Genomic DNA, 25620 nt, shown 5'->3' on the forward strand with positions numbered 1-25620 from the left:
GAACGTATGGATAAGCTATTAAAAGAAGTTGCTTAACGAACTTAACTAGGGTGACCGAATTCAGTTGACCAGGTCAAGTTTATCAGAAGTATTTTCATTTATTAGCATTTTTAAAATGTTTAAGATAAGAAATAAGCGATAAAAAATAAAAACTACAAACGCTTTATCACTATTACAAACGTAGGAGCAAGCATAGTCTGATCGCAATGATTTCGAGGACGTTCACTATTTTATGTCAGGGATCTAGGAAGTATCTTAACTATCAGAAGTTTCCTCAGTATCCGCCGTTTCTGAAGTTTCCTCAGTATCCGCTGTATCTGTATCATCAGCTATTGCATCAGCACTGGCAGAAGTCATATTTGACGTTGTTGAGTCAGGTATATAAGATGACGATAAAATTACATCAGACAAAGTTTCATTATCACTGCCTTCTCCACATCCATACAGCATAGTCATCATCAAGAAAATGCTCGAATAAAATATATTCTTCTTACTTGTAGGTTTAACAGCCCAATGTAACATACTCATTCCAACTCAATATAGATTAGTTGTTGGTATATTAATGCAGAACTATAAGTATTTCATGCAAATAAAGTATGAATTTCCTCTAATCCAAAGTCTATTTTTCTCAAAATGAATAATACTTTTGTCTTATTCTCGTTTATCAAGAGTATTCTCATTTATCAAAAGTATTCTCTTTTATCAGGAGTATTTTGATCTATGGGTACTTTTTAAATGTTCAAGATAAAAAATAAGCGATAAAAAAAGAACTCAAATAATGGCACTCAAGTTCTTTTTTATTAACCACTACAGCCGATAAGTTAATTGCCAGTGACTTGCAGATCCACAGCAGTAAACATGATATTGCCAGCGCCTTTAATGCTCTGATGCTATCACAACAGTCCCTGCTAATTTATCATGCCAAGCTTGCTTTTTCTTATCCCAAATCACCCATAAAAAACCCAGGCACAGCGCAAAGAGTGAAATATAATAACAAAGATAACGAATGATTGACTGCTTCACCGATGGGCGCTTACCTGTCTTAGCATCAACGATTTGCGCTTTGACCGCCATTTTTCCAGGCGTGGCAGACTTATACACCCAAAATAGCACACTCACGATCAGCGGAAAGAGATGATTGAGGGAAAAATCAACCATATTAAATCCGTTGGATTCGACTTCGCTCAACTCAGCACCATAAATTAAAAAAAGTAATGGCAAAATAACCAAACCTAATAAAACTGTATCAAGAATACTCGCCCCAAATCTGGCCCAAAAACCCACATACTTTTGTGGCAATGCATCCCTTTCTATATCGCTCATTATTACTCCAACTAAAACCTAATAACATATTGAAAATATATAATAATGTTACTACAAAACTTAATTGGCTATGCTAACATGAGTCATTAAAAAAGCATATTCACCTTTGGTTATAGGCGGGTTAAACATGCCATTATTGCCCGATTAGCTATTGATGCTCGATATAAGGGAAAAGACTCTAGTGAGTGGCTGCTAATCGACGCGCTTCAAAAGCTGTTAGCGGCCACTGACTGAGCCTTTTAAGCTCAGTCATCACTTAAACAATGATAACAATGGGGGATTGGTTGTTCTTGGTATTCAGCTGTGTCTTCTATCTTTCTAGGTTTAAGCTTATACTGGCTTTTTTACTAAACGAGGCTTACGCCATTTAAACAAAGAAAGCACTAACTCAAGGAGCCACAAGATAAACCAAAGCATCACTTCAAAGAGCAAAACGACTAACAAAGCACTCAAATCAATAAAAGTCAGCGTTTCACCCGCAGCAAAAATAGCTTCTGCTATCGCTGTAACGATTGAAAACAATCCTTCAAGCACAATACAAAATCCTTGATACCTATAGCGCCTTGCTTACCAAAATTTCGGAAGCACGGCGAGTAAAATTTCTATGTGTAGTGACTTGTTAGCTGATTTTACCACAGCTTCCACCATGGCTTTTTGATACCCGCGTGTGAGACTTCAAGATACTGTGGATCACTTTTATCTCCAGATATAGATACACCCACGATTTTTATTTTGATTTTAAATGGCTCTTGCTCATCGCTATGTCCATCAAGCCATATAAAAGAAAAGCTGCCTTCATTTTCAGCGAATTCCGATGGAGTCACAGGCGTTTCATAGAAAAGTTTGTCTTCGAACTTCCCCTCTACAATTTCAAAAATGTAACCCTGCTTCTGACTTGGAAGACGATTCAGCTGAAGAGTAAGAATTCCCGCATCTGATATAGATGCAAAGTTTCCATCATCTGATCCTCTACGAATAGATTTGACCACAAAATCTGGCTTCATAGCCTCCACAACATCTTTCATCAACTCATAGCCAACTCATAGCCAACTCATAGCCAGCCATTATTAATCAGTAACATACTGAGATTTTAGCCCAAAATCAACGTTCAGCATTTATCAAATCATAACCTGACGATTTTTAACCTACATGCCTGCTGCCGATCTGGCAAAGTGAATCATAAAGGAGAGTAATATTAGTGGAATGAGTGACTTTTGAAGTGTAAAGTACCGACTCAGTTGGCCTTTTATAATATGAGGCTGAGGTTCGTGGTCTTAACACTTAGCATATCAATATATCAAGATAATCTGCGTGCTAGCCTTTAGGCATATATTGACAACATTTTGACAGCACTTGGGAAAAGCGCCATCGTCATTTATCTAAATGGATGCGATAATCACGCAACTACAGCAATGATAATAGGGTCTTCTTGTTAAACGGAAAGTTCAATACTAATCAGGGTTCTTCTTGGACGTGGCATAGCAAGCTCCATCTGGTGCTAGTCGATTAAGCTTAGTAGGAAGATATAAATTATGCCATTAATCATGGCTGTCTATAGAGGTTAGTAACACAACTCTTCCTTTTGCGTATAACGCCCCAGTAAGCGGCGCAAAATAGTTGGCTAAAATAAGCGAAGAATGAGCGCAAGCCAACTGTTTTGCGTCCGTTCTTAACTAGCTTGTTAGGCCTTTTAGGCGCCGCGAAATTTTTCCACCAAATACGAGGGAATTGGCCGGATAAACTTGTAAATAATGTATGCCAGAATAACTACTACTAGAGCAAACCCTATGGGCAAAACAACGCCAAATGTGGTAGACATCCCAATTACAAACCCAAGATAATACTCTGAATGATAAATAGGTAGAAATAAGGCTATAACCAACAAACTTGGAGCCATAAGCGATGCTACTTGCTCCAAACCATTTACAAAAGATACCGACAATACAATTCCGTAGAGTAACCCGCCGATAAAACCTAACTTAACACTAAGCGGATAACTCCCTTCCTCTCTCTTGTGGGTCATGCCGATCAAAAGCCAGCTAAGTACCGGCAGAAGAATGCCTCCCCACCAATTTGAAATAGCGGGTAAGTCACTTCTATGCAGTAAATGGTGGCTTGGGACACCGCCATTACTATGCTGCCACAATAATAAACCCCAAATAAATACCGCAATTACAATAGTAAAATAGATCCTAAACGGATTTTTTTTGAATATCTTCATATCAAAACTCCTTTTAATGCTCGTTATCGGAATAGAGGCCTAACGCCCGCAACAACGGAAATTTGGGAGCGCAGCGAGTAAATTTTCCGACTGCTTGCGCTTGTTAAGTCTCATTGCGACATTAGCTCCGTAACCGTGAAGTCAGGGTTTTCTTCAAAATCATCCTTATTGATACTGCCAGCATCTACTGCATATTGCTTTCCATCTATCTCAATCCCAAGTGGCTGAAAAGTACTAACATCACCGACAGGACGTCCGCTCTCATCCCATTGGATATTTGCATGTTGCATTGAGGGTTTGTTATTGGGATTGTATTCATACACACAAGTAGTTAGATCATATATTTGCTCAGCACCTAATGGTGGCTTACCTAAATGATTTATGAAATGTTGTTCTAGAGTGACCATTCTTGAGTTTTTAACGATTCTATCAATAGCCGAAAGTGTAAGCCGTTTAACAGACCTTTCATCTTCCCCATCAAATTGGATCATTAACTGATCATGCTTCCTTACCCTGTATTTTCCAACTTTAGAAGGCATATCAAAATATGAATGAAGATTGAGAGAGGGTTGTGTTATTGAATTTAGTTCATCATGCAGTTGCATATAAAAACGCAGGAGAGTATGTCTGCCAGTTGTTCTTAATAGCGCCAGATCATTTGAGCCTTGCGGCAGATTGTACATATTAAAATTATTTCTTATCCGACCATTAGGGCCGACGATGCCTAGGCCGAGAACAACAACAAAGTCAGGCCTTAGATTGATATCATCAAGCTCTTTATCTAAGTTCTTAACTTGTTTAGCTATAGCTTCAAGGCTTCTATTTGCATCATAAGCAAATATTGCAGTGACAGGAACCACAGCACTTAACCCTGCATCCATTCCAGCTATAGATGAGTTAGTGACCCCCTGAATTGGCATTATTCTCTTCAAACTAGCAATATTCTGATAAGCATCCTTTAGCTCTTCGCTATCAAGATGAGATTTCATGCTAATCGCACCAAACACGCTTTCTCTTGGGTATAGGGAGTGAGAATCAGATTTTAAAAACAGAGGGCAATGATCTTTATCGAAGATCACAATATCTAGTTCACCGCTAATTTCGTTTTCAGGCGAAATAACTTCACCTCGACCTATGCCATATTTATTTGGCAAGTACTCTTTAAGAAAGTCTACAAAAGCATCCTCTCTATTATCTCCCTTTCCACCATTGTGCTTTATTTGAATGGTTTTCTGGAATTTTGCTGATAACTCTAGGCTTATAGCTTCAAATATTTTTCGTATATCCATATCTATCTCGGAGGCTTAACGCCGCCAGCAGGGGCCGAAAAACCAGAGCGAAGCGGCGGTTTTTTGGTCCCTCTGGCTGGCCTTGTTATGCTTGCTCTGCTGCAAGAGCACTTACTTCTTTTTCCGCACACCACCGAACTAAGTGATCACTGTGGCTAATTTCACTAAATACAATGATTGCCTCACAACTATCTAATCCCTCTACCACTTGGAGTGATTCGGGAGATGGGAATAATAGAAGGAGAACCCACTTCTCTTGCGAGTAGTATTTTTTTTTAAGTGTTGCTGGAGACTCAAGACTTACAGATACACCAGATGAAGAAACTGGTTTATTGGCACGTAACTTGTTGACCGTTTGCGTGCTAAAAATTCTCTCCAGAATTTGGTCGCAATTAGATTTGTTGTTAACACAAATGCGTAGATTACACCCTCTATTAACCGCCTCCGATATTGAGAATTGATAGACACCTTTATGTATATCTTCGCTCAATTCAGAAAAATCCTTAATGTAACTATATCTATCAGTCATTCCTGACTCCTTTGGAAGCCTAACCTTTGTATAGTACGCATGCGCGTTTTTCTTTTATTAATAGTCAACAAATTACCACCAACGCGCAAAATACCACCACCAAGACACTATTGTAAACAAAATGTTTAAATCAATAGTAATCCAATGCAAAACCATAGAGATAGGTCACACTTTTACCCATAAAACCAATTCAAAGAAACACCCTGTTTTTATCTTTTCTTTTGCTGTTGATTTGCGCTTTTAAATCCCCGTGTAGATGCATCTGCTAGTTTCGGTTTCAGGGATGAAACCGTAAAGCGGCCAAGGATGGCTTCACAGCGTCTTGCAGAGGTATCTGCACAGCAGCCTGCGGCAGCAATTAACTCAAATATCCCCTTTTGATTATTCGATCAAATCACCAATACAGGTTCTCCAAATAACTGCCACCTTGCCTGCCCCTTACGCAGAAGAATACCTTCATCATTTGAACATAAATAACACTTAACCCCTTCACTGTTAACCATTTCTCTGGCTGCGATAATGTCTTTTCCTAATTTTTCACTGTGAGGTACAAAAGTAAAAGGGGTCAGGCCTAATCCGGAAAGTTCCTGTAATCCCACATGGTTCACATCACCACATAAACTGGCGGTAACAATCGACGGTGTCATTATCATGGCCCCCGCGCTCACTCCGATTAATATCCCCCCTTGTTCCACATAATCTATGAGTGCAGGCATCAAATTACGCTGCTTTAAAGCACATAAAAAACGGTAAGTATTCCCACCCGATAAATGAATCGCATTCAAGGTGAGTAGCTGCTCGAAAGCCGCCTCATCAAATGCGTCTTCCAGCTCAAGATAAACACTCAGGCTCGCCCCGAATTCCTCATATACTTGCTGTGTTTGCCTAAAGTAACGTCGATCGATATCAGGCTCTGAGGCGATATAACCCACTTGCGGATTCGATTGGTCGCAGTCTGTTAAAGCCGCTTTTATCGTCTCCTTTCCCCTTTTAGACTCTGGGTAACTGAGTAAGGCTAAGGTCATTTTCTTTCCTTGTTCAATGGATCTTGATTGTCATTTATTGACTACACTAAAAGGTAAGTCTAATCACCGCAATCATTAACATCATAATATGCTAAGACGCATTCTCTCAATCTTGCTCTTTTTCAATCTATCCGCAGCGGCTGAAATCTGCGATGCACCAAAAACACTCAATGGACTGACGCTGCTTTTTACTGTGGACGAAGAATATGGACATTACAGTCCCTATCCCATAGGGGTGTTACAAACCTCTTTTTCAAAAGAAAGCTTCACCACTCGGGTCATTCAAAATAATTACCACTTTATCGGTAAATACACTTACCACACATTTGGTGGAGGCTTAGCTAAATTCACAGCAAGACAGCTATTAGGACCAAAAGTGATACGTTTCAGCATGACCTTTGTCTGCACCAGCAATAGAGCAGGCTACTATATTTATAGTCAAATAGAAGGGCCTCGTCTGCCAAATGTTAGGCAAAATACAGGCAGTTATATGATACGTCATTAAATCAAACCCTCTTTAAGGAGCCCACATGAAACCATGGACAATGTTAGCCATGCTATTGGTCACCGCCAACATTCAATATGCCCTTGCTTGCCAATTACCAAAAACACTAGAAGGTAAAACACTTTTAATTCGTGTTGACGGTGTCTACACTCCCAACAACCCAATGGCTGATTCAGTGCAAGAATTAACATTTAAAAAAAACAGCTTTCAAGTCACCATACTCAATTCAGGCACAACAGCCTCAGGTTCATATCGTTATGAATATTTCGATCCTCGATTAGCCAGAATCAATATCAGGCAAGGAAAAGATAAAAGCCTAGCTCTTTATTCCTATAACTTTGTTTGTCAGAACAATCGTGTCGGTTACTTTATTTTTAGCCAAACCCAAGGCCCAATAAAACCCGATATCAGACAAAATACTGGCGTTTATATTATTGAGTAAGATTCTGCCTCAAAATATCACTCGACTGGAATGAAAAATGAAACAAATGACTGGATATAAAACCGCCTCAATACTGAGTTTATTCATCGCCCATTTAGCCACAGCATCGGTACAAAATTGTGAATTACCCCTTTCATTAGTCGGCAGCCGAGTACTTTTAGGGATTAACGGTATGCATGCTCCAACCAATCCCAAAGCGGGTAATTTACAGGCCTTAACTTTTACTAATACACAAATTCAAGATAAAAACATGATCACAGGCGATATCAGTCTAGGCACCTATCGTTATAGCAGACTCACACCCAAAATCGGTTTATTAGAAGTTCAGCTCACTCAAGGAACAGAGCAATCCACTTACCGAGAAATTCTAGTCTGTAAAACAGCGCTGATTGGTAAATTTATCTTTAGCCAAACTCAAGGCTTAATCAAACCTGATATCAGACAAGATTCAGGAAGTTACATACTGCAACCCCATTATTCTTATTAAAACTATGCTGCAAATATTTAAATAAGCCCAGCCCAAGCAAGGAAATAACATGAGACCCGCACTGATACTATTCTCACTCTTTATCTACATGATGTGTCCATCTCATGCCCTCGCGACAAACTGCAACGCACCCGATGCCTTAGCCGGAAAACGCTTTGTACTTGAAGTTGATGGCCAATACACACTCAATAACCCAAGAGCGGGAGAATTACAAAGATTTACTTTTAAATCAGATGCTTTAGCCGAACTTTCATTCCATACAGGTGAAACCTTATCAGGGGAATATCACTATCAAGTACTCGCACCTGACATAGGTCTATTTAGCACTAGATTAATGCAAGAAGACACGCTCATTTCCGAGTTTGAACTCACTTTGATGTGCAAAAATAATACCACAGGACATTATATATTTAGCCAAACAGCGGGCAGTGAGCCTCCAGCCATCAGACAAAATGTAGGCACCTACTTTATCATGAAAAATTAATGAAGCCTCAAATATGAAAAACACAAGCACAATGAGCAATCAGTCAGAACCATTACGCATTCTCATACTCTGTAGTTTAGGTGGCGCGTTAGAGTTTTTTGACTTTATTATTTTTGCATTAATGGCAAAACAAATCGCCATCATTTTTTTTCCTAATCAGAATGAATTTAATGCGCTCTTGACCACATTTTCAACCTTTGCCATTGGGTATATGGCCAGACCCTTAGGTGGCATTATTTTAGGGCATTTTGGTGATCGATATGGCAGAAAAAAAACTTTTACTTTCTCCATTTTATTGATGGCGGGTTCGACCTTCGCCATAGGCTTGCTACCAACCTATGCCCAAATAGGTGTCTTTGCGCCTCTGATGTTGGTCTTTTTTCGATTATTACAAGGGCTTTCCATCGGTGGAGAAATTCCAGGCGCCATAACCTATATGTCAGAATATTGGCCTAATAGAAAAGGCTTGTGTATAGGAGTGATATTTTTCTGCTTACAATTGGGTATTGCACTGGGCTTTTTAATGTACTCCTTCATCATTAATTATTTAACAATCGATGACACGCTTCAATGGGGTTGGAGGCTGCCTTTTTTGATGGGTGGATTATTTGGTTGTCTCGCCTATTTTTTAAGAAAAAAGTTATTAGAAAGCCCCAGTTTCATCCCTTTTATAACTAAAGAAACCCATTTTCCATTGCTCTATTTATTTAAACACTTCAAAAGGCAATTCATCATTAGTACTCTTTTTATGGCCTGTGCCGGGCTCCCTTTGACTTTGTTATTTATTCTGCTTCCAACATACTTGCAAACAGCATTAACTGTTAACAGTGAGAACCTAAACACGCAAACCTTGGCCATGTTATTTACCGCTTTTTGCTCGTTAATTGGCGGCATAATATCCGATAAAGTCAATCGAATTAAACTGGCCGGCCTGTTTATTGTCGCAGAATTCATCCTCAGCATCCCCATATTTTATATTTATATTACCCATATAAACTGGATGATAATGGCTTATTTTCTCAGTGCCATTTTAGTTGGACTAGCCCTAGGTAACATTCCCGGTTTATTACCTGAATTATTTCCACCTAAAGTCAGGTTTTCTGCTATTGGCCTCTCTTATAATTTAGGAATTGGCGTGGTCACAGCTCTGGCCCCATTAGTGCTCTTAACTGGCATACAGACTTTCCATACTCCTTATTTCCCCGCTTATTTGCTCATAGGCAACAGTGTGATCATGCTATTGACTCTGACCTATTTTATACAAAAGCAAGGTCGCTAGTTCGCTTTCAACGTGCCGTACAAATAAAAAGCACTTTGCCTCACTATCGTCGCATAATCTAAGATAAACTTTAACGGATCATTATCAGTATGCACCGACTTTATTATATCTATTAAAGTGAAGCACCCTCTTTAAAAATCCCAAATCAAGTGATCTCAAGGGTTGGCGTTCGGCCCGTGGCAATAACAGCATTTCTCGCCGCCCTTCTTAAATTGCCATAAGCACTTTGCCTCACAATCGTCGCGTTATCTAAGATAGACTTTAACGGATCATTATCAGTATGCACCTTTTTAATTTCCACAAAATCCGTTAAATGAGAGTCACCGACTATATAACCTAATCTAGGATTAACGACTCTAGGATTTTGAGTTCGATACCGCTCATTATTACTGCTTACTCCTTCGAGTTGAGTAAGAGTACGCGCAATACTCGCAATGGCATGCATGCGACTTAACACGCTGGCCGCACTGCCATATTTTGCTGCCGCGATATCATCAATCAATTGTTTGCTCATGGGGCTGGCTTGAAGTGGACGATTAAAATCGGCACCTAAGGTTTTAATGATTTCATCGACTACAGTTTCTAATAAGGCTTGCAAGCCCTTCTCTATTTGCACTATCACCTGATCAGCCCATTGACTCCTATTGCCTCTAGGCACCAGCTCATTACTGGCGCCTGTTTCATCGGTCACGGCAATACTGGGGGTTCGCTTAACCACTTGCCCCAATAGGCCTGTTGGGGCAATTAAAGAGGCCCATTTAGCCTGAATAGGTGCCGAGGTTCGACTCAACTTACTTTCTGCTTCAGCCACCACTCTATTACCAATGAGCTTTAACACTTGATAACCGGATTTATCCGGAAAACCTCTTTCGACAATATTTTTAGGCAATGTGTGTCCGCCAAGTGCTGACAGCGCGCGAATAAAGGACGCATCGGCTCTCACTTGAGGATTTTCAATGTGGGTTCGCGCACTTTTAGGGGCAACGGCGCCCGTCCCTCTCGCGCTACTGCCTACGCCAATTAAGTTATCTTCCGCTCCCCATTTGGGATCATTCCCGTTAGAGATCCGCTCTGCGGTATCCATGACGTTTCTCAAGGCACCATTTATTCGCATTTGACGTTCTAATTCTGCTTGATAACTTGCAGGAGGCGTAAAATTATTATGTTGAATAAGCGCAGCAGCGAGTTTACTGGGCTCTGACTGCCTTATCCATCCTCCACCAGGATTGGTTGACAAAATCGTTCGCTTTCTTCTCACTCGAATTTTAGCTAAGCCATGAGACTCTCCCACAATGACCGTCCTTGCACGCTGCACAACTAAAGGCTCCGCTCGATGCTTGTTGAACCCTGCACGCTGTAACGGACTCTTTCTGTGCAGACTAAAATGATATCGACTCGCCTTTGCTCCCATTTCATCCGCTTCTTTTTCCAGCTCAGGCTGATCATTAACCCATGTGCCTGATTTCAATTGCAGTGTGGATTTCACTCGCCCTTGTTTTTGCTGAACAAGATGCCAAGCCTCGTGAGGCAAATGCTTCTCTTGCCCAGGGCCTAAATAAATATTATTTCCTTGCGCAAAAGCATGAGCACTTAATTGCGCTGGCTTTGAAGAGTTTCGGTGAACAGTCACATCATCCATTGAATAACCCGATAATTGCTCAATGCCATGTTTGAGTCTCTCAGGCAAACCTTGATGAGACGGTTTAAACGAGCCTTGAGGGTTAATCGATTTTAAACTGTGTCGAGCACTATGACTCACTGCACTATGACTCACTCCTTTTATCGCGCGCTGCGTTGGCACAGATTTATTCTGCACAGCAGGCTTAGGTACTGAGCTTTCAACAACTGCACTGGCTGGTGTATGGTGAGTTTGCATAGCTTTCCCTTAAACAATGAATAATTAAGTTATCGTTTTTAAATGCGTTACCGCAAAAACAATGATTCAAATTCACTCTTTTCACATCACTTTTTAATAACAGCTCTAATTCAATAACAGCCCGAATTCAATAAAAGCCCTAAACAGGGACGCAAAAAAGTTACTCCAAATAACTTTCCAATCGATGAACAAAAAATTCAGTACTGGCATTTTGATTTTCAATAAAATCAATATACTTATCATCTCTTTTACCCCCTAGTGCATAAATCACCTCATGAAATAATACCGGTGAAACATGACTTCTGGGCACATTTAGAGAAGCTTCAGCCTCCCAATAATCCGTTTCTGGATTATAAACTTGAACATTCCCTGTATATCCCGCCCCTGTTCGCCCGCCTAAACAATAAATTTTGTCATTTAATGCCAATATACCAAACCGACTTCGAGCCAAAGGAATAGATAAAGCCTGATGCCATCTGTCTTCTTTTGGATGGTAAACAAAATGAGTATTACAAAATGACTCAGATAAAATACCCGACAATTCTCTGTCTGATCCCCCAATATAGTGGATTTTGTCATGGACGCTGACCATTCCCCCTGAATAACGTTCATTTGGCATCGGCATTAAGGATGTCCAAGTATCCAACTGAGGATCATAACACCCTAATTTTCGACTCGGGCTGTGCTGTAAAAAACCTAAAAAGCGTGTTTGCATTCCTCCTGCAGCATAGATCTTTCCATCGAAACTGGATAAGGCCATATGGCTAATGGAATGCATTAAATGCGCCTTTTTCTCCCAACGATCGGTATTTAAATTATAACAATAAAATTCATTGGTTTTTTTACCCTCAGCATTTTGCCCACCTGCGACATATAATTTATCGTCCAACACACAAGTGGAAAATTGCCTCACCGCCTCTCCAGGAAAAGGGGCTTTTTCATAAAAAAGGATCAAGCCATCGTCTTTTTGAACGCCCTCAAACAAGGCCCCACTACCATAAAGTAGCAAACTGGTTGCCGCTATATTGTGTGCAAAGAAAGGCTCTTCAAGGGGTAAGCGAGTCTCACTTTTTTGCCAATTAGCATGCTCTGTATCACCAAGAATATTGCCCACCTTGGCATATCCCGGCGGCGGAGTCTCATGTTGACTCAACACACATTGTCCTAAATGCAGACCTAAATTACGCGCCAGTTTGTGATGAGTCACACTGTGATCTTTTAATTGTGTCGAACCAATAGATTGAGCATTTAACTCCCCCTTTAAAATAACATCACCATTAAATTGCGTGAGCCCGTCAACCGTTAGTGTCTCTTTAAGGGTTAATGCGCCTGTCATCACACCACCACTTCGACGCAAAAATGCTTCCCATTTAACGGCTGGCATAAACGCCTTACGCCAATCTTTTTGTAACCAGACAGCGCCATTTCGCCGCTCAAAAGCGGCGACGCCTTGATGAATTGCGCGCTGCTCAAAGGGGAATAACCAAGTATTTTCTTTTACTTCTATTTTATCTTTTAAAGCACGAGTTGGAATAAGCCAGTAATCACCACGGCAATAAAATGCATCGGGTTTAAAGCTTATCTTAAGGCGATCATCAATATTCAGCTCAATCCCCGTCTCATTGGCTGTTAGCGAATGAATAGCCGTATGCCAATGCATTAATTTAACGGGAGTCGCCTTTTGATTAATCTTTCCACTGTAACTCACAATCCCTTGAGCAAGATCGACTTCAGTCACAATAAGCAGTGTATTGCTCTTGTGAACACTATTACCTTCACTGTCTAATAACGAAAAATAACTACCTGAAACTAAGGGGTTATTACTGCGTTCAAGACCTAACACTTTGATACTATCATGACTCGATTGCGTCACGGCATAGGACAGCGCACTATTATCTCCACTCCAAACAACACAAAGCGTCTTGTTAGCCGTTAAATCGCTATCTTCAACGATTTGCACTCGGTATAACGTACTTTTAAACGACGCTCTTTGCGCTAATGCATTGACCTTAATCTGCCCCACTCGTTTTCTTAAGGCTTGAAAACTAGCCCATTGTGATGCTAAGCCTGATAGGCTTTCAACATTTGAGCCATCAGGAAAACGTTTTATCCTCAATTGCGTTTGCATACGAACCGAAGTATCGACTCCCCTTAATCCCGGCTCCAATAGTTCAGGATCATCAACCGCTGAAATTAAACTTTGATGCATCTCAAGGTAGGTCATAAAACACCCCTCATCTTGAGAGTTTATGAAGAAGTCAACCCCATGACCTTGCTCAGCCATCACGCCATCTAAATACACTCGACCTGCACTAAAAGACAACCTTGAAGCCAACCAAGTCGGCGCATTTTCACTCACTCCCGCGCCTAATAAACCATGATTACCCTGCCCAGAAATATCACGACAAAGCGCCCCTTGACCTTCTGTACAAGGCCACCAAGCTTGAAGCCCTATTTCTCCCACCGTTCGATGCATAAAAGCATTAACAGCCAATTCTTTTGCCGTTAATGCCCTTGAATAAATCGCCATATCATACAAACACCCTTTCATATTACGTCGTGGTATGCGCGCTTCTAATCCCGCACCAATGGATATTGTGCCCGCCTCTAATACTCCCAATCTAGGCGACATTTCACATAAGACTTCTTGGCTATCAATATACAAACAAAGACTGGCGCCATTAAAAGTCACTGCCAATTGTTGCTCTGTATCAAACTTAAGCGCAATATCACTGGTTAAGGTTTCCACTTCGACACGGGTCTCTGTGGCTATGGTGCGTTGCAAATAAGGAAAACCTTCTGCTGACACGCCCAGAGTGATCCCCGTTTCAATATCAAACTCAGCTAAGGTACTCCACTGACTAAAAATGATGGCATCATGTTCCGTTTGCAGCAAAGACAGTGACGCTAAAATACTAAAGTGTTTTCCTGATGAGAAATCGATACTTTGATTCTCTATAAATAAAAAATCCTTTTTACCATCAAACCTGAGTCCACCACGCACTCTAGGTGTAAATGCAGGATTATTCACAGGGTAGGCCACTTCCCCTACAAGATCACTCACCAATAATTGCGACTCTCGACTGGCAATAGATTGCATCTCATTCCAATCAGCATCGAGTAATACTCGCCCCTGTTGCATCAATACCTTTGAATAGTTTTTTGCTGGGTCAAAAGTAAACCTTGAGAAATCTCCGCTCATAATATTTTTTAATCCATATAGTCAGTTTGCACTTCCATTCCAAGAGGAAGAAATCGGTCAAATTGGTTTTTAATATTCTGCTCTTTTCTACGAATAAATTGCTGATTAAACACCCCCATTTCTTCACCATTATCCGCCCCTGTTAACACAGATTGATCTGTGCCATAGGTTAAGACCAAAAACGCTGCATCGAAATAACGTGTTGAGGCAAACTGCACACCATGTCGCCCTATCATGGCATCGGTAACCACTTGCTCTGTTTGCGCACCATGGGGCAGCACTAACACACGAAAATAGGAATAAGCCAGCTTAACCCTATTGGGGTTAATCAAACTAAAAGTACCGTCAATCACACTATTGCAGACTACATCAAGGCGATAACAAGTGATATCACCGATCACAGTACTATTGTGACAACGAAAGGCGCGAACCGTGGAAGGGGATGCACAGATTACTGCCGAGTTATTAAGCTGGTAATGGGCATGTTTCATCAACTTGTGGGTCACTATCAATCCATTTTCAACCTTAATTTGCGCTAATCGGCGATCCCCCTCTTGCTTTGAAGGAAGAGAAAGCCACAGAATATCAGCCAATAAACTGCTATCTTTGAGCTGTATATCCACATTATTGTCAATACAAATTTGTCCGTATACCCTCATTCCATTCAATATTAACTGTGCGGGAGTATCACCAGTGTTACTCACTTCAATGGTGCCCGATAATGTGGGACACACATAATCTTCAGCCACTAAGGTGACATTCTCCCCTTTTAAATCAATTTTCAAGGATTGAGTTAATCCATAATGGGCGTTAATGGCAAAAGCCACCTGAAGCGATTTGGCCCCTTTTGAAGAAGGTGCCTCATTCGGAGTGACAATGGGTTTTGTCACCAAGGCTTCACTTAACTGGCCTTCTTTCGGATAAAGCGCCAATAACCTTTTTAAAGGGGTGATCTTTGCATTGGCGCCTCGATAACGGGGGGATGCGCCAAAAAAACCATTATGCAAATAATGATATGAAACAAGGAGTCGCCCGTTTAATTTTTCATCAAGCAGCAATACACGCCCTAAAGCGGGATCAAATAATAATCGCGCATTTTTTCCATCATTCTTTTGCCAAGCAGATAAATCGGTGATCACTATGTCGCTATCGGCAAGCTGAGTCATTTGATTGATTGAGGGATCCCATTCAAAAAAAGTCACACAAGCCTTTACCCCATCATCATAGTTATTGTGCACAATAGCATAGGGATATTCTTGGGCCGTTTGAGTCGTATCAAGACTCCCTAAGCGCTTAGGTTGATGACATAATGGCCACACTTCATCGTGTCGACCTAATGTCCAGCCATTATCAATATGAGGGGCGGCAAACAATTGGCTATGAACTAAGCTCACCGCTTGCCGTCTCCATAAATAAACCTGTAACACTTGCGGACTGAGCACTCCCCTTTTTGCCGCGATCAATGCGGTATCCTTCCAGGTTAATTTAGGTAGACACGCCCCTTGAGAAAAAGGCGCCTCAATATTATCTTTAACACTGAAGGTCTTTGTCACCAATTGAGGATCGCGTTCTGTCCAGCTGGTCAACATTTTTTCAGTACTATTAATGCTATAACAAGCATATCCTGTGGTATCGTGCACACTATTATTAAAGGTTGTGACACTGCCAGAGCGTCGTTGATACGCCAAATAATTGGCCACATAACGCCTTTGAATGGCAAACACAGATTCAGAATCGAGATCCCTCACATTCACTAAATCGGCAATATAAGGAATACGCTCATTCTCACAGGTTTCAATAAACCAGTTTTGATATAAGAGCATCATATTTTCATCAAGCTTGTCTTGCCCCGTTTGCAATACCGCCATTAAGGCTCGAAAAGATTGCCGATGATCAAAGTCTCGCTCTCGGTATGTTAGTGGTAATAATCGATACAATTGCTCATTCATGATCCCGCTCCCAATGAAATGGAAACTAACGTTTTCTTGGTCAGTAGACGCTCCGCCCCTAAAATCTCCCCGTTACTGCGCACAATCACGGCACTGGCTGGCAGTAATGGCATCACTTTATTCTTATTAGCCTGAACTGTGTTTTTACCGTCAATCTTGTCATCTACTAAGCTGTCATTGCCGTCAGTGTTGCCATTACCTTTGCTTGCATTAACCCTGCTTTCATCAACTAAGCTGTCATTGCTGTCAGTGTTGCCATTGTCTGCACTATCACGACTCTCAAAACCCAATTCGGTCACTAATACTCCCGATACTCCACTATGGGCCTGCAACTGAGCCGTGACATGGGCCACATCGATATCTTTGCCTAAATTATGACGATCATTTAAATAATGATCCGCTAAAGACTGACTCAGTTCATCGGCAATATTGGGGCAAGTGGCCAAATTCTTCACCCAAACCTGAGCAGACACACGAAAGACCCTCACTCGAGCCAGCACCACTTTCACCTTCACCGGGTGTGACAATATGGCGTTAATGGATGCGTTTAATGCCATGGCTAGCTGCTGCTTCTCTTTGATGGGCAAGTCTGCCGTCTCAATACAGATCACCCAAATAGGCAGATGTTCATCCATCAGTGACGTCAACGTGGCTTGAGACACTCCGGCATATTGACGAGCATGCTGCAAACAATCGTCACTGGAAATGATCACATTTTGAAAGTGTAGGGACTGAGGAGCCTTGTCTCGAATCGAACCTGTCACAACAGGATCGGCGCCTCCCACACAAGGCAAAGGATTAAAAACCGACTTGACACCAAGAGGCTTATTTCTCAATAGCTTTATTTCCCCAGCAGCGAGATTCCCCTTGGCGCCGCCGCCAAAACGATAGTGAGCAAACACATTTTCAATACCCGCTTGAGGAATACGGCCATGAATACCGTCACCAAATAAGATCTCCGTTTTACCTTGACCATTGATATTCACTTCATAGTGACGCTGATGGCTATTACTGTGTAAAATCGCAGAGGTTTGCTGCCACTTTTCAATTACCGATGAGCGGCGCTCTCGAGAGCCACTCAACCGCATCTCTATGGCTAAAAAATGCTGTAACTCGCCATTATCGTCTTGATAAAAAGTTAAGGGACTTCTGTGCAATTGATATCGCTGAAAGGGCTGACCTAAAGCTGTTGCAGCAATCAATTCTTTTTGAACGGTTTCACCATGCACAGCAGGCACAATATTGGCAAATAATTGTACTGTACTGGCATCAAAATAATGGATTAATGGAGAAGTCCATCGAATGGACATACCTTGTTCTAAGTCATCACATTCACTCACCTCAAGCAGCTCAGAACATTGGCCACTGGCTTTATCGGCTTTGAGCCAGCACACACTTATCCCTTGATTTTTTTGTACAACCAAAGTTTCATTGGCTGCGATAACCCAAGTTTTTGGCGTGATCTCAATAATAGGGTAAGCATATTCTGCATACACATTGACCTTTTTAGCATCACAGTCCAGTTGCAAATAGTAATATTCCCCCAAAGCCTGTGTCAGTAACCAATATTCTGCCCCCGCTACCTGCAAATGGGCGCTGTCATCTAATACAATACCCTTTGACACAAAACGCTTAATCAAAGCAGCGGTCAATACTGGTGTCATCAAAGCGGCCTCTTCCTGCGCTTGCGGCGTAAAACTAAACACTTTTTTGCGCGATAAAACCACCTCTTGACCATCATGAGTCGCCCCTTTTAATACCCAAGGGGCTGATGCGTCTTTCATGGGTACTTGGCTGAGCTGCAACAAGGCGCGTTTTCCCACGATAGCCACTTTATGGCCACTGGGTAGCGGAGTAAATTTACCTTTGAATGTGAATATGCTGTCACCTTGAAGCACTTGTGTTTTAACAGCAGTGGGACTTAATTCAAGAGGGAAGTTACCAGCAAAAACCCTCGTCGTTCGACGATCGAACTGAGCTAACTTTGCCTTTTGGGTTTTCACTTGTGTCACTACAGCCATCTTTCCTAGGGCCGTTTGAGTCCCCTCAAAAACACTCACAGCCGTTACCTGTTTTTGAATCCCTCTTGGACTGGATTGTTTAAGTAATAAAGTGTCACCTGCAGAAATTGAGGCCTTTTTAGTACTGAGTGGTAATAGGTTATCCCTCAGCAAAAAATCAGGCCAACGACTGGGAAGCACAGACTGAGGTTTACCGCCATATAACAAACATCCCGTTGGCAAGGCTAGCATAGAGCAGGCACTTCCAAGTCGGCTGATCTGCACTTTTTCATCATTAAAGGTAATGAAAAAATCTATCTGCTGTGTGTCATCTTGTATTAACCAAGATACCTTTTCAACTTGAGTCACAACCTTAGCTTTTTGACTGATTTTAAAGCCAATATGTTCAAATATATTATGCCAAATTGGGGATACTGCCTGTCCATGCACCAAAACTGAAAGCGCATCAGTAATCGACTGAAGCACACCAATATTCGTGACTTGCTCGCACTGCTCAACAGATTGAGACTCTGGCTCACTGTTTGGCACACTATTTAACTCACTATTTAACTCACTGTTTGACTCACCGTTTAACTCACTGTTTGGCTCACTATTTAACTTACTACTGATAGGGACAAGCAGCGCCCCTTGATTATCGACCCAGCCCCCCGTGGTTAACACTAAGCTATTTTGCTTTTTTTGAATGTAAATCGATGCTGCATTAGGCTCTTCTATCAACCAAAGCCCGTCTTTATCTCCTGTTTTTACTGTTGCAGCATCAGAGAGAGGAAAACCAAATAATAATAAATTATCAGCCCCATCATCGGGTAATTGCCCCTCTGTCAGTGCCGTTTCCCAACATTTAGGATTCGGCAAGGTATACAAGTGTGTCAGACTATCGAGCTGCCAGTGATAAGTGCTCTTTTTTGCCACATACACACCGAGATCTGTGGCCATATAAATTGTATCTTGCAGGGGTAAAAAACCATGAACGCGAGGAATGCATCTATCCAAAGTGCGTAAAATCCCCTCACTGACAGTAACTAACTCGCCTCCTAATAGTTGATAAACCTCATCATGAGTTGCAAATAATGTTGAGCGGCCTTTATCTGTTTCAATATTAATGGCGGCATACACTTGTGTGTCACGATTATGCTGACTCCAACGTTTTTCATTCTGGCTTTCAAATAAAAAGTACTTACTTAGAAAAGAAGGCACAGTATTTTTCACTTCCTCGCCTTTCTCTTCAAGGCTGTGAGTATCCACCTTGGCAAAATACAAACCTAGACTCGTCGAGGCCACAACCCACTCACCATCCGTCTGTAAGTCATGAACTTGTGCTCCCTCTGGTAGGGACTCATTGTGATAATGAAATAATCCATTGCCCATCATCCAATACCGACCTTCATCCGTCGAGTAATAAAGCCCTTTCATTGTGCCCACAAAGAGAATATGTCGCTTGCCACCATCTCGATAATTAAGGGTGATAGCCGTCAGACTCGTGATGGTCACTGCAGGTAACAACCCTGGCATACTGTGTTTCTTAGCTTCTTTGTCAAGCGGCCTGTTGCCGCGTATGACATTCCATGTTTTTGCCTCATCATAAGAGCTCAGCAAATAACCTTGACTGCCCCCTGTATAAATCACACCATCATGAAAAGTAATACAAAGCAATGTTATATCGACCCGTACATTGTTAACTTTCAGCCAAGTTTCACCCTCATCGAGGGAATAAAACATGCCTTTAGAGCCCACAGCTAAGAGTTTACCGGACAGTAATGAAACCATTGCATGCACTGTCATTTGAGGATATTGAACCACATCTTGCCAAGTCGATGTTAACGCCTTATCACGCACCGCAATGCTGCTAAAATGCTGAGTATATTTTGACTGTTCTTTGAAGGGCAATGATGACCAATCGAGTGCATCATGTCCCAAAATAGCATAGGTTTTTGGCATCAACACAAGTTGAGGATTTTGTATTTGACCTGTTTGATTAGGCGCCAACGCACTGTGCCAAATCAGCAAGACTCCGCCTTCTTTTAACTTAATGATCTCTTGTATGACAACAAAAAAATTAATTGTCTTTTCATTTAAGGTACCCGAGATCCAAATGTGGGCATGTTTCTTGATCATAAAGGCGGGTTTAACCACATGACAAAACGACGAAGAGGTCAACAAGCTTCGACTGGACACACTCGATTCACTTTGAGCCAAGTTCAATGTATTCCAATCCGGTTTGCCCACAAATGTCTCTATGGTTTCAAAGGTGATTGGCTGCCCGCCTTGAGGAATATTTTGCGCTCGAGTCCCCTTAGGGATCACATACTGCAGGCGTTGACTGTCTTGACTTAAGGTAAACGCCAACCAAGTTTTTGCCGATAGCGCATGGGGTCTTTGATAGCCAATTTCAGCCACCAGCTGCTCCACAGAAAAAGACTCTGTGGCAGTCTTTAAATACCCTTCTTGAGCAATTTTTTCTTGGTAAAAAGACAAGACTTCCAATACCGCGGCCCATGAATGATATAACCCATTGAGAAAATTGCCGTGATCGGATAAATCCACTTCAGCGAGTGGATTTTGTCCTTTGAATTTACCATCAGGATGACGATAATCCAATGTGGCCCGCTTCATGTCGATCACAAAATCAGAAAAATGGCCCGGACGGGCATTCAAAGTGCGAAGCTGAGTGCTTTTATGCTTAAAATTGCTCATCACTCTCTCCTTTCGTTAACGTAAAACTCACGTCACTTTGCCTTCCCTGACACGCAAAGCTGATCACTTGATGTGATTTAGGCACAATAACCGTTTCCACAAAAGCCTGATTATTGCTGCCGATATAGTGTGGTAAAGTTTGAAAGTCACATAATTGCACAGTCTCCACCCCTTTTATATTGAGAGTGGTTTCAAGGATCTCACTGGCATACAAAGGGGTGCCAAAACTAAAACGTTCAGGCGCCAATATTCCCTCTTGAGCATCATCACTGAAATGTAACCTTAAGCCTTGATATAAAGCGGGCATAGAATAACCCGCTTTAACTGCAATATTGACACTCATTTTAAGCAATAATGGCGTGAAGTGTTTAATCACCACTCGCTGATTTAACACTTGATATAGGGCAAACTGCTGCATTAAAAAAGGAATAACCTCATCTAAGTTCGCTTCATTTCGTGGATAAAGATAAAAATAAAAGACTGCATGACTGCCACTCCATTTTTTTTCAAAGTACACATTCTCCACGCGTTCATCAGTTAAAATCAGATCGATATAATCCTGAGCAAGTGCTAGATTAAGCCTTTGCCTATGCTGGACTGGCGCGGCGAGTTTTATTGCTTGGGCACTTTTCTTGGCCTGAAGATCCCCAACTGGGTGTAGGTTTTTGACTTCTGTAACCGCTTCGGTAACGATATTTAAATGCTCTGGCAGATACAATTGGTTGATTTTTCCCGCCGCGATTTGATGATCTTTATTTGGCGTGATGCGACAGCTGGCATAAAAATGATTAAATTTATTTGGAAAAGCACCAAACAAACCATCACCAAATCGTAATTCCGCCATGCCTTGATGTTCATCTAACACTACATGTTGAGAATTAGGTGTGCTATCGAGAAAATCGGTGACATTGGTCCAATACTGGCCCTTTAAGGCCTCATTGCTCAATGACCCAATATCAAGAGGGACTAATGATTCTACCACTTGTAATTGAGGTGTCGCCGTTGCTGACACTTGTTTAATCCCTTCACTGGCGGCTTCATTGTTAAATTGGAAAACATCCAATCGATTGCCATGTACTAAGTGAGTATGTTTGAGCTGAGCAAAATATTGGCCATTGCGCAAATACAACATAAGCTTTTCAAAGGGTAATGTTTCCCCCCTATCCACAAGTATGACATTGGCACACAAACAACTTGAATTTGCCAGCCAAGACTGGCGCAATGCATCATGAGCATACCAATTAAGTTGTGTATAAACTTGCTCAGATAAAGGATCGACCTGATAAACACCATCTTGAATGAGTCTCACCACTTGAGGTGAAGATTGCAATTGCTTGTCCATTAACGCAACCAATTGCCCTTTTTTAATGTTAATTTTTCCTTTTACTGCTAATGTTTGACAGCCTTTTGGGATCACATAATCCTGTATACCAAAATCATAAGGAATAAGGTGATTATATTCTGGTCGGCAATCGGCTTCATGCATGGCTTCAAAGACCACTTCCTTTCCCCCTTGGCGATCTTGATATTCAAAGAGGCTAAGAACTGGGCTTTGCTCATCACCGCCACAAAAAAACAAGGTACGGGGCGGCAAGATCACTGCAGTATCCACCTTTACTGTCACCCAAGCCCGCGCTGTGGTATTTTTGTCAATGGTGTAATCCAATAGCCGACAATGCCTTTGTAAAGACAAATCAAATCGCGCTGTGCTTAAATAAGCTTCGGTTGCCACCGCATCTTGTTTATAGCTCAACATGTCCCCGGTATAGGCCAACACTTCTGTCACCATTACCATCATGTCTGCGGCATTTCTATCCCGCCAATCTGGAATGTTATGAGTCAGTTCAGTTTCAATTAACTGTTTAAACGTATCATAATCTTTGGCTCTGTAATCCAGCCGTGGCACCGCAGAAACATCCGCTGCCGATAAAGGTAGCGCCGATTGTGGAGTATAATGACTTTTCACTTGTGCCGAGCTAAAGAAGGGATCGATAGCATCACTTAATAGCGTGATTTTAATCACTGCCTCACTTTGATTTGGCAGTGGCTCATCCAGTGTCAGCTGAAGATAAAACGCCTCTTCGATAAATTCGATATCAAAGGTCAGGGATTGTTTCACTCCAGCATGTAAAAGCTCAAGGATAATATTACTGGTATTCAAACGAGGCAGTGTCTTAGCAAAAGCTTCACCAGCTGCGTTGAATACAGGTTTAATAAAATACAGCTCAAGACAGGTCTCATTCTTAACAAGAATGTAATCAATGCCATTAATCACGGCATGTTGCTGAATGAGTTGGCGGCGTCGACTCAAATCGAGTGCACTCTGGGCTGAATGGCATTCACTCATCGTGTAAACACTACCTCTTTTGCCTGATCACCAACAAAAGGTAGATAACGAATAAAAATATCCAATTGGGTCTCATGAGCCGTAATATTAACCACCTGTAATTGCATCAAATGGCCAAGGTATTTTTGCAATTCAATTTGGATCATCGATTGCTTAACCGATAACATTTCAGCTTGTATCGAACCAAACACTAATAACTGTACGCCACAGCCAAATTCAGGCCTGTTCACTCTCTCTCCCGGAATAGTGAACAAAATTTGTTCCATCATATCCCTAAGGTGTTTATCATCATCCGCTTCTTGGATATGTCCATATTGATTAATTTGAAATGGAAAGCTCTTATGCATATTCTCGCTTCTCCCTGCTTATTCTGTGCTCACATCACTCAGTCTTCTCCCCTTGAAGCATCTAAGCTTTGACTGAATGGCGACCATGAATGGATCATTGTTCTTACAACACGATTTCATTTTTGATGGTGCTTTTTCTATCCATTTTTATCATGTTCCAACCATAAAAAAGCCCATTTCCCTGACATTCAATGGCGAAACGCCTTAAATGACTAAAGGCTGCTGACCATCAATGAGTAAATCACCGGTAACTTCTACCGCACCTGTAATAGCAATACCTACCGAGGTAATCTCAGTGGCCCCCACAGCGGTAACCGCACAATCTGCTCCCGCCGTCACTTCACAGGCCAGCCCTGCCGTTATTGCACAATCTAATCCCGCAGTCACCTCACAGGCTGCCCCTGCCGTTACAGCAACATCCGCACCTCCTGTGACTTCACATGCACCACCGCCCGTCACAGCCACATCTCCCCCTCCGGTCACTTCAACAGCCCCGCCCGCTGTCATAGCCACATCGGCCCCCGCCGTTATCTCTATGGCCGCCCCCGCTTCAGCTGAAATATCGGCTCCCGCTGACAACTCCATTGCCCCGCCCGCTTCAGCTGAAATATCTGCCCCAGCATTGAGCTCCATAGCAGCGCCTGCTTCAGCACTAATGTCAGCCCCTGCCGATGCTTCAATACCTTCCTCGGCAGTCAAAGTAATATCTCCTGTGGTGGCCGAAATAGTGGTGGTGGTCATATCAATGCTAGACTCAGGAATGGTGATCTGGATCCCTTCAGCATCAAACTTCATGGTACAAATATCATCCACACAATCAGGCTCAGACATTAATGTCATTCCCCCAACTTCAGGTAAGTCATTTAAAATAAAAGTATTAAATTCAGTTTTAAACACTTTCGTTTCTGGCGGAGACTCTAAAGGCACTTCACCCTCTCCCCAAAAACAGCCCACCCAAATAGGGTAATTAGGGTCGCCACCTTCAAACTCAACCCACACATTCGCACCAATGGGTGGCATGGCATAAAAACCCACTTGAGGCCCTGCATAAGGAATACAAGGCATCGCCCAGTTTGATGCATTGGCTGGCACAGAAGGCACATTAATTAATAATCGCCCCATCACCATAGGATCGACGTTATCCACTACATTTCCGCGGTATTTACCAAAAAACTTACCTCGAATATTGCCCACATTTGTATTATTCATAGGACCTTATCCATTACATTTCTGCCGTTATTACAAAAAGGGCTGGCCAAAATACTTATCGACATTTTTATTATTCATAAGATCTTATTCACCCCATTTCCGCCGTTATTACCAAAACACTTGTACCAAAAAACTTACCTCGAATATTGCCCACATTTGTATTATTCATAGGACCTTATCCATTACATTTCTGCCGTTATTACAAAAAGGGCTGGCCAAAATACTTATCGACATTTGTGCGATTCATACTAGTCATAGGACCTTATCCATCACATTTCCGCCATTCTTACAAAAAGAGCTGACCAAAAAGCTTGCCGACATTTGTGCGATTCATACTAGTCATAGGACCTTATCCATCACATTTCCGCCGTTCTTACAAAAAGTACTGACC

General features: G+C 41.8%; 20 protein-coding genes and 1 pseudogene. 6 read left to right on the forward strand and 15 right to left on the reverse strand.

Annotation, left to right across the window (positions count from 1 at the left end):
* Nucleotides 1-255 precede the first annotated feature (255 nt).
* A complete protein-coding gene (locus Q0791_RS18775; RefSeq protein WP_299009739.1) occupies nt 256-459 on the reverse strand; it encodes a hypothetical protein in 204 nt (67 codons plus the stop codon).
* Between the two features lie 417 nt (nt 460-876).
* Entirely contained in the window at nt 877-1323 is a 447-nt protein-coding gene (locus Q0791_RS18780; protein ID WP_299009742.1) for an RDD family protein, read from the reverse strand.
* A gap of 132 nt (nt 1324-1455) precedes the next feature.
* Between Q0791_RS18780 and Q0791_RS18785 the strand changes: the two are divergent.
* Nucleotides 1456-1554: pseudogene (locus Q0791_RS18785) on the forward strand (GNAT family N-acetyltransferase); the annotation flags it as partial.
* A 99-nt stretch (nt 1555-1653) separates the two neighbouring features.
* Here Q0791_RS18785 and Q0791_RS18790 read toward each other — a convergent pair.
* From Q0791_RS18790 to Q0791_RS18815, 6 genes are all read right to left on the reverse strand, one after another.
* A complete protein-coding gene (locus Q0791_RS18790; RefSeq protein ID WP_299009744.1) occupies nt 1654-1857 on the reverse strand; it encodes a hypothetical protein in 204 nt (67 codons plus the stop codon).
* 95 nt (nt 1858-1952) lie between these two features.
* On the reverse strand, nt 1953-2348 hold the full coding sequence (locus Q0791_RS18795; RefSeq protein WP_299009747.1) for a hypothetical protein: 396 nt from the start codon (nt 2346-2348) through the stop codon (nt 1953-1955).
* A gap of 665 nt (nt 2349-3013) precedes the next feature.
* Complete coding sequence (locus Q0791_RS18800) at nt 3014-3544, reverse strand: hypothetical protein (RefSeq protein WP_299009750.1); 531 nt, start codon at nt 3542-3544, stop codon at nt 3014-3016.
* Nucleotides 3545-3654: 110 nt separating this feature from the next.
* Entirely contained in the window at nt 3655-4833 is a 1179-nt protein-coding gene (locus Q0791_RS18805; protein ID WP_299009755.1) for a DUF6602 domain-containing protein, read from the reverse strand.
* 85 nt (nt 4834-4918) lie between these two features.
* Nucleotides 4919-5362, reverse strand: coding sequence for a hypothetical protein (locus tag Q0791_RS18810; RefSeq protein WP_299009758.1), 444 nt, complete (start codon nt 5360-5362; stop codon nt 4919-4921).
* Between the two features lie 389 nt (nt 5363-5751).
* The gene (locus Q0791_RS18815) at nt 5752-6387 is read right to left on the reverse strand and encodes a Type 1 glutamine amidotransferase-like domain-containing protein (RefSeq protein WP_299009760.1); all 636 of its coding nucleotides are present in this window, start codon (nt 6385-6387) and stop codon (nt 5752-5754) included.
* An 88-nt stretch (nt 6388-6475) separates the two neighbouring features.
* Between Q0791_RS18815 and Q0791_RS18820 the strand changes: the two genes are divergently transcribed.
* Genes Q0791_RS18820 through Q0791_RS18840 form a run of 5 tightly spaced genes read left to right on the forward strand, consistent with a single transcriptional unit; the run spans nt 6476 to nt 9584 of the window.
* The gene (locus tag Q0791_RS18820) at nt 6476-6892 is read left to right on the forward strand and encodes a hypothetical protein (RefSeq protein WP_299009762.1); all 417 of its coding nucleotides are present in this window, start codon (nt 6476-6478) and stop codon (nt 6890-6892) included.
* Nucleotides 6893-6917: 25 nt separating this feature from the next.
* Nucleotides 6918-7334 carry a hypothetical protein gene (locus tag Q0791_RS18825; RefSeq protein ID WP_299009765.1) on the forward strand — a complete coding sequence of 139 codons (417 nt, stop codon included), beginning with the start codon at nt 6918-6920 and terminating at the stop codon, nt 7332-7334.
* 37 nt (nt 7335-7371) lie between these two features.
* Entirely contained in the window at nt 7372-7821 is a 450-nt protein-coding gene (locus Q0791_RS18830; RefSeq protein WP_299009768.1) for a hypothetical protein, read from the forward strand.
* A gap of 49 nt (nt 7822-7870) precedes the next feature.
* Complete coding sequence (locus tag Q0791_RS18835; RefSeq protein ID WP_299009771.1) at nt 7871-8305, forward strand: hypothetical protein; 435 nt, start codon at nt 7871-7873, stop codon at nt 8303-8305.
* Between the two features lie 13 nt (nt 8306-8318).
* Nucleotides 8319-9584, forward strand: coding sequence for an MFS transporter (locus Q0791_RS18840; protein ID WP_299009773.1), 1266 nt, complete (start codon nt 8319-8321; stop codon nt 9582-9584).
* A 145-nt stretch (nt 9585-9729) separates the two neighbouring features.
* Here the strand turns inward: Q0791_RS18840 and Q0791_RS18845 are convergent, their stop codons facing one another.
* From Q0791_RS18845 to Q0791_RS18875, 7 genes are all read right to left on the reverse strand, one after another.
* Nucleotides 9730-11460, reverse strand: coding sequence for a DUF4157 domain-containing protein (locus Q0791_RS18845; RefSeq protein WP_299009776.1), 1731 nt, complete (start codon nt 11458-11460; stop codon nt 9730-9732).
* Nucleotides 11461-11620: 160 nt separating this feature from the next.
* The gene (locus Q0791_RS18850; RefSeq protein WP_299009779.1) at nt 11621-14662 is read right to left on the reverse strand and encodes a DUF6519 domain-containing protein; all 3042 of its coding nucleotides are present in this window, start codon (nt 14660-14662) and stop codon (nt 11621-11623) included.
* An 8-nt stretch (nt 14663-14670) separates the two neighbouring features.
* A complete protein-coding gene (locus Q0791_RS18855; RefSeq protein WP_299009781.1) occupies nt 14671-16611 on the reverse strand; it encodes a phage tail protein in 1941 nt (646 codons plus the stop codon).
* Nucleotides 16608-21326 carry a hypothetical protein gene (locus tag Q0791_RS18860; RefSeq protein WP_299009783.1) on the reverse strand — a complete coding sequence of 1573 codons (4719 nt, stop codon included), beginning with the start codon at nt 21324-21326 and terminating at the stop codon, nt 16608-16610. Before Q0791_RS18860 ends, Q0791_RS18855 begins: the two co-directional genes overlap by 4 nt.
* The gene (locus Q0791_RS18865) at nt 21313-23673 is read right to left on the reverse strand and encodes a hypothetical protein (RefSeq protein ID WP_299009785.1); all 2361 of its coding nucleotides are present in this window, start codon (nt 23671-23673) and stop codon (nt 21313-21315) included. The genes Q0791_RS18860 and Q0791_RS18865 overlap by 14 nt, the downstream gene beginning before the upstream one ends.
* Nucleotides 23670-24020 carry a GPW/gp25 family protein gene (locus Q0791_RS18870; protein ID WP_299009787.1) on the reverse strand — a complete coding sequence of 117 codons (351 nt, stop codon included), beginning with the start codon at nt 24018-24020 and terminating at the stop codon, nt 23670-23672. Before Q0791_RS18870 ends, Q0791_RS18865 begins: the two co-directional genes overlap by 4 nt.
* Before the next feature lie 204 nt (nt 24021-24224).
* Nucleotides 24225-25229, reverse strand: coding sequence for a phage baseplate assembly protein V (locus tag Q0791_RS18875; RefSeq protein ID WP_299009790.1), 1005 nt, complete (start codon nt 25227-25229; stop codon nt 24225-24227).
* Nucleotides 25230-25620: the final 391 nt, after the last annotated feature.

It is taken from the genome of uncultured Shewanella sp. (assembly GCF_947495455.1).
Lineage (GTDB): Bacteria > Pseudomonadota > Gammaproteobacteria > Enterobacterales > Shewanellaceae > Shewanella.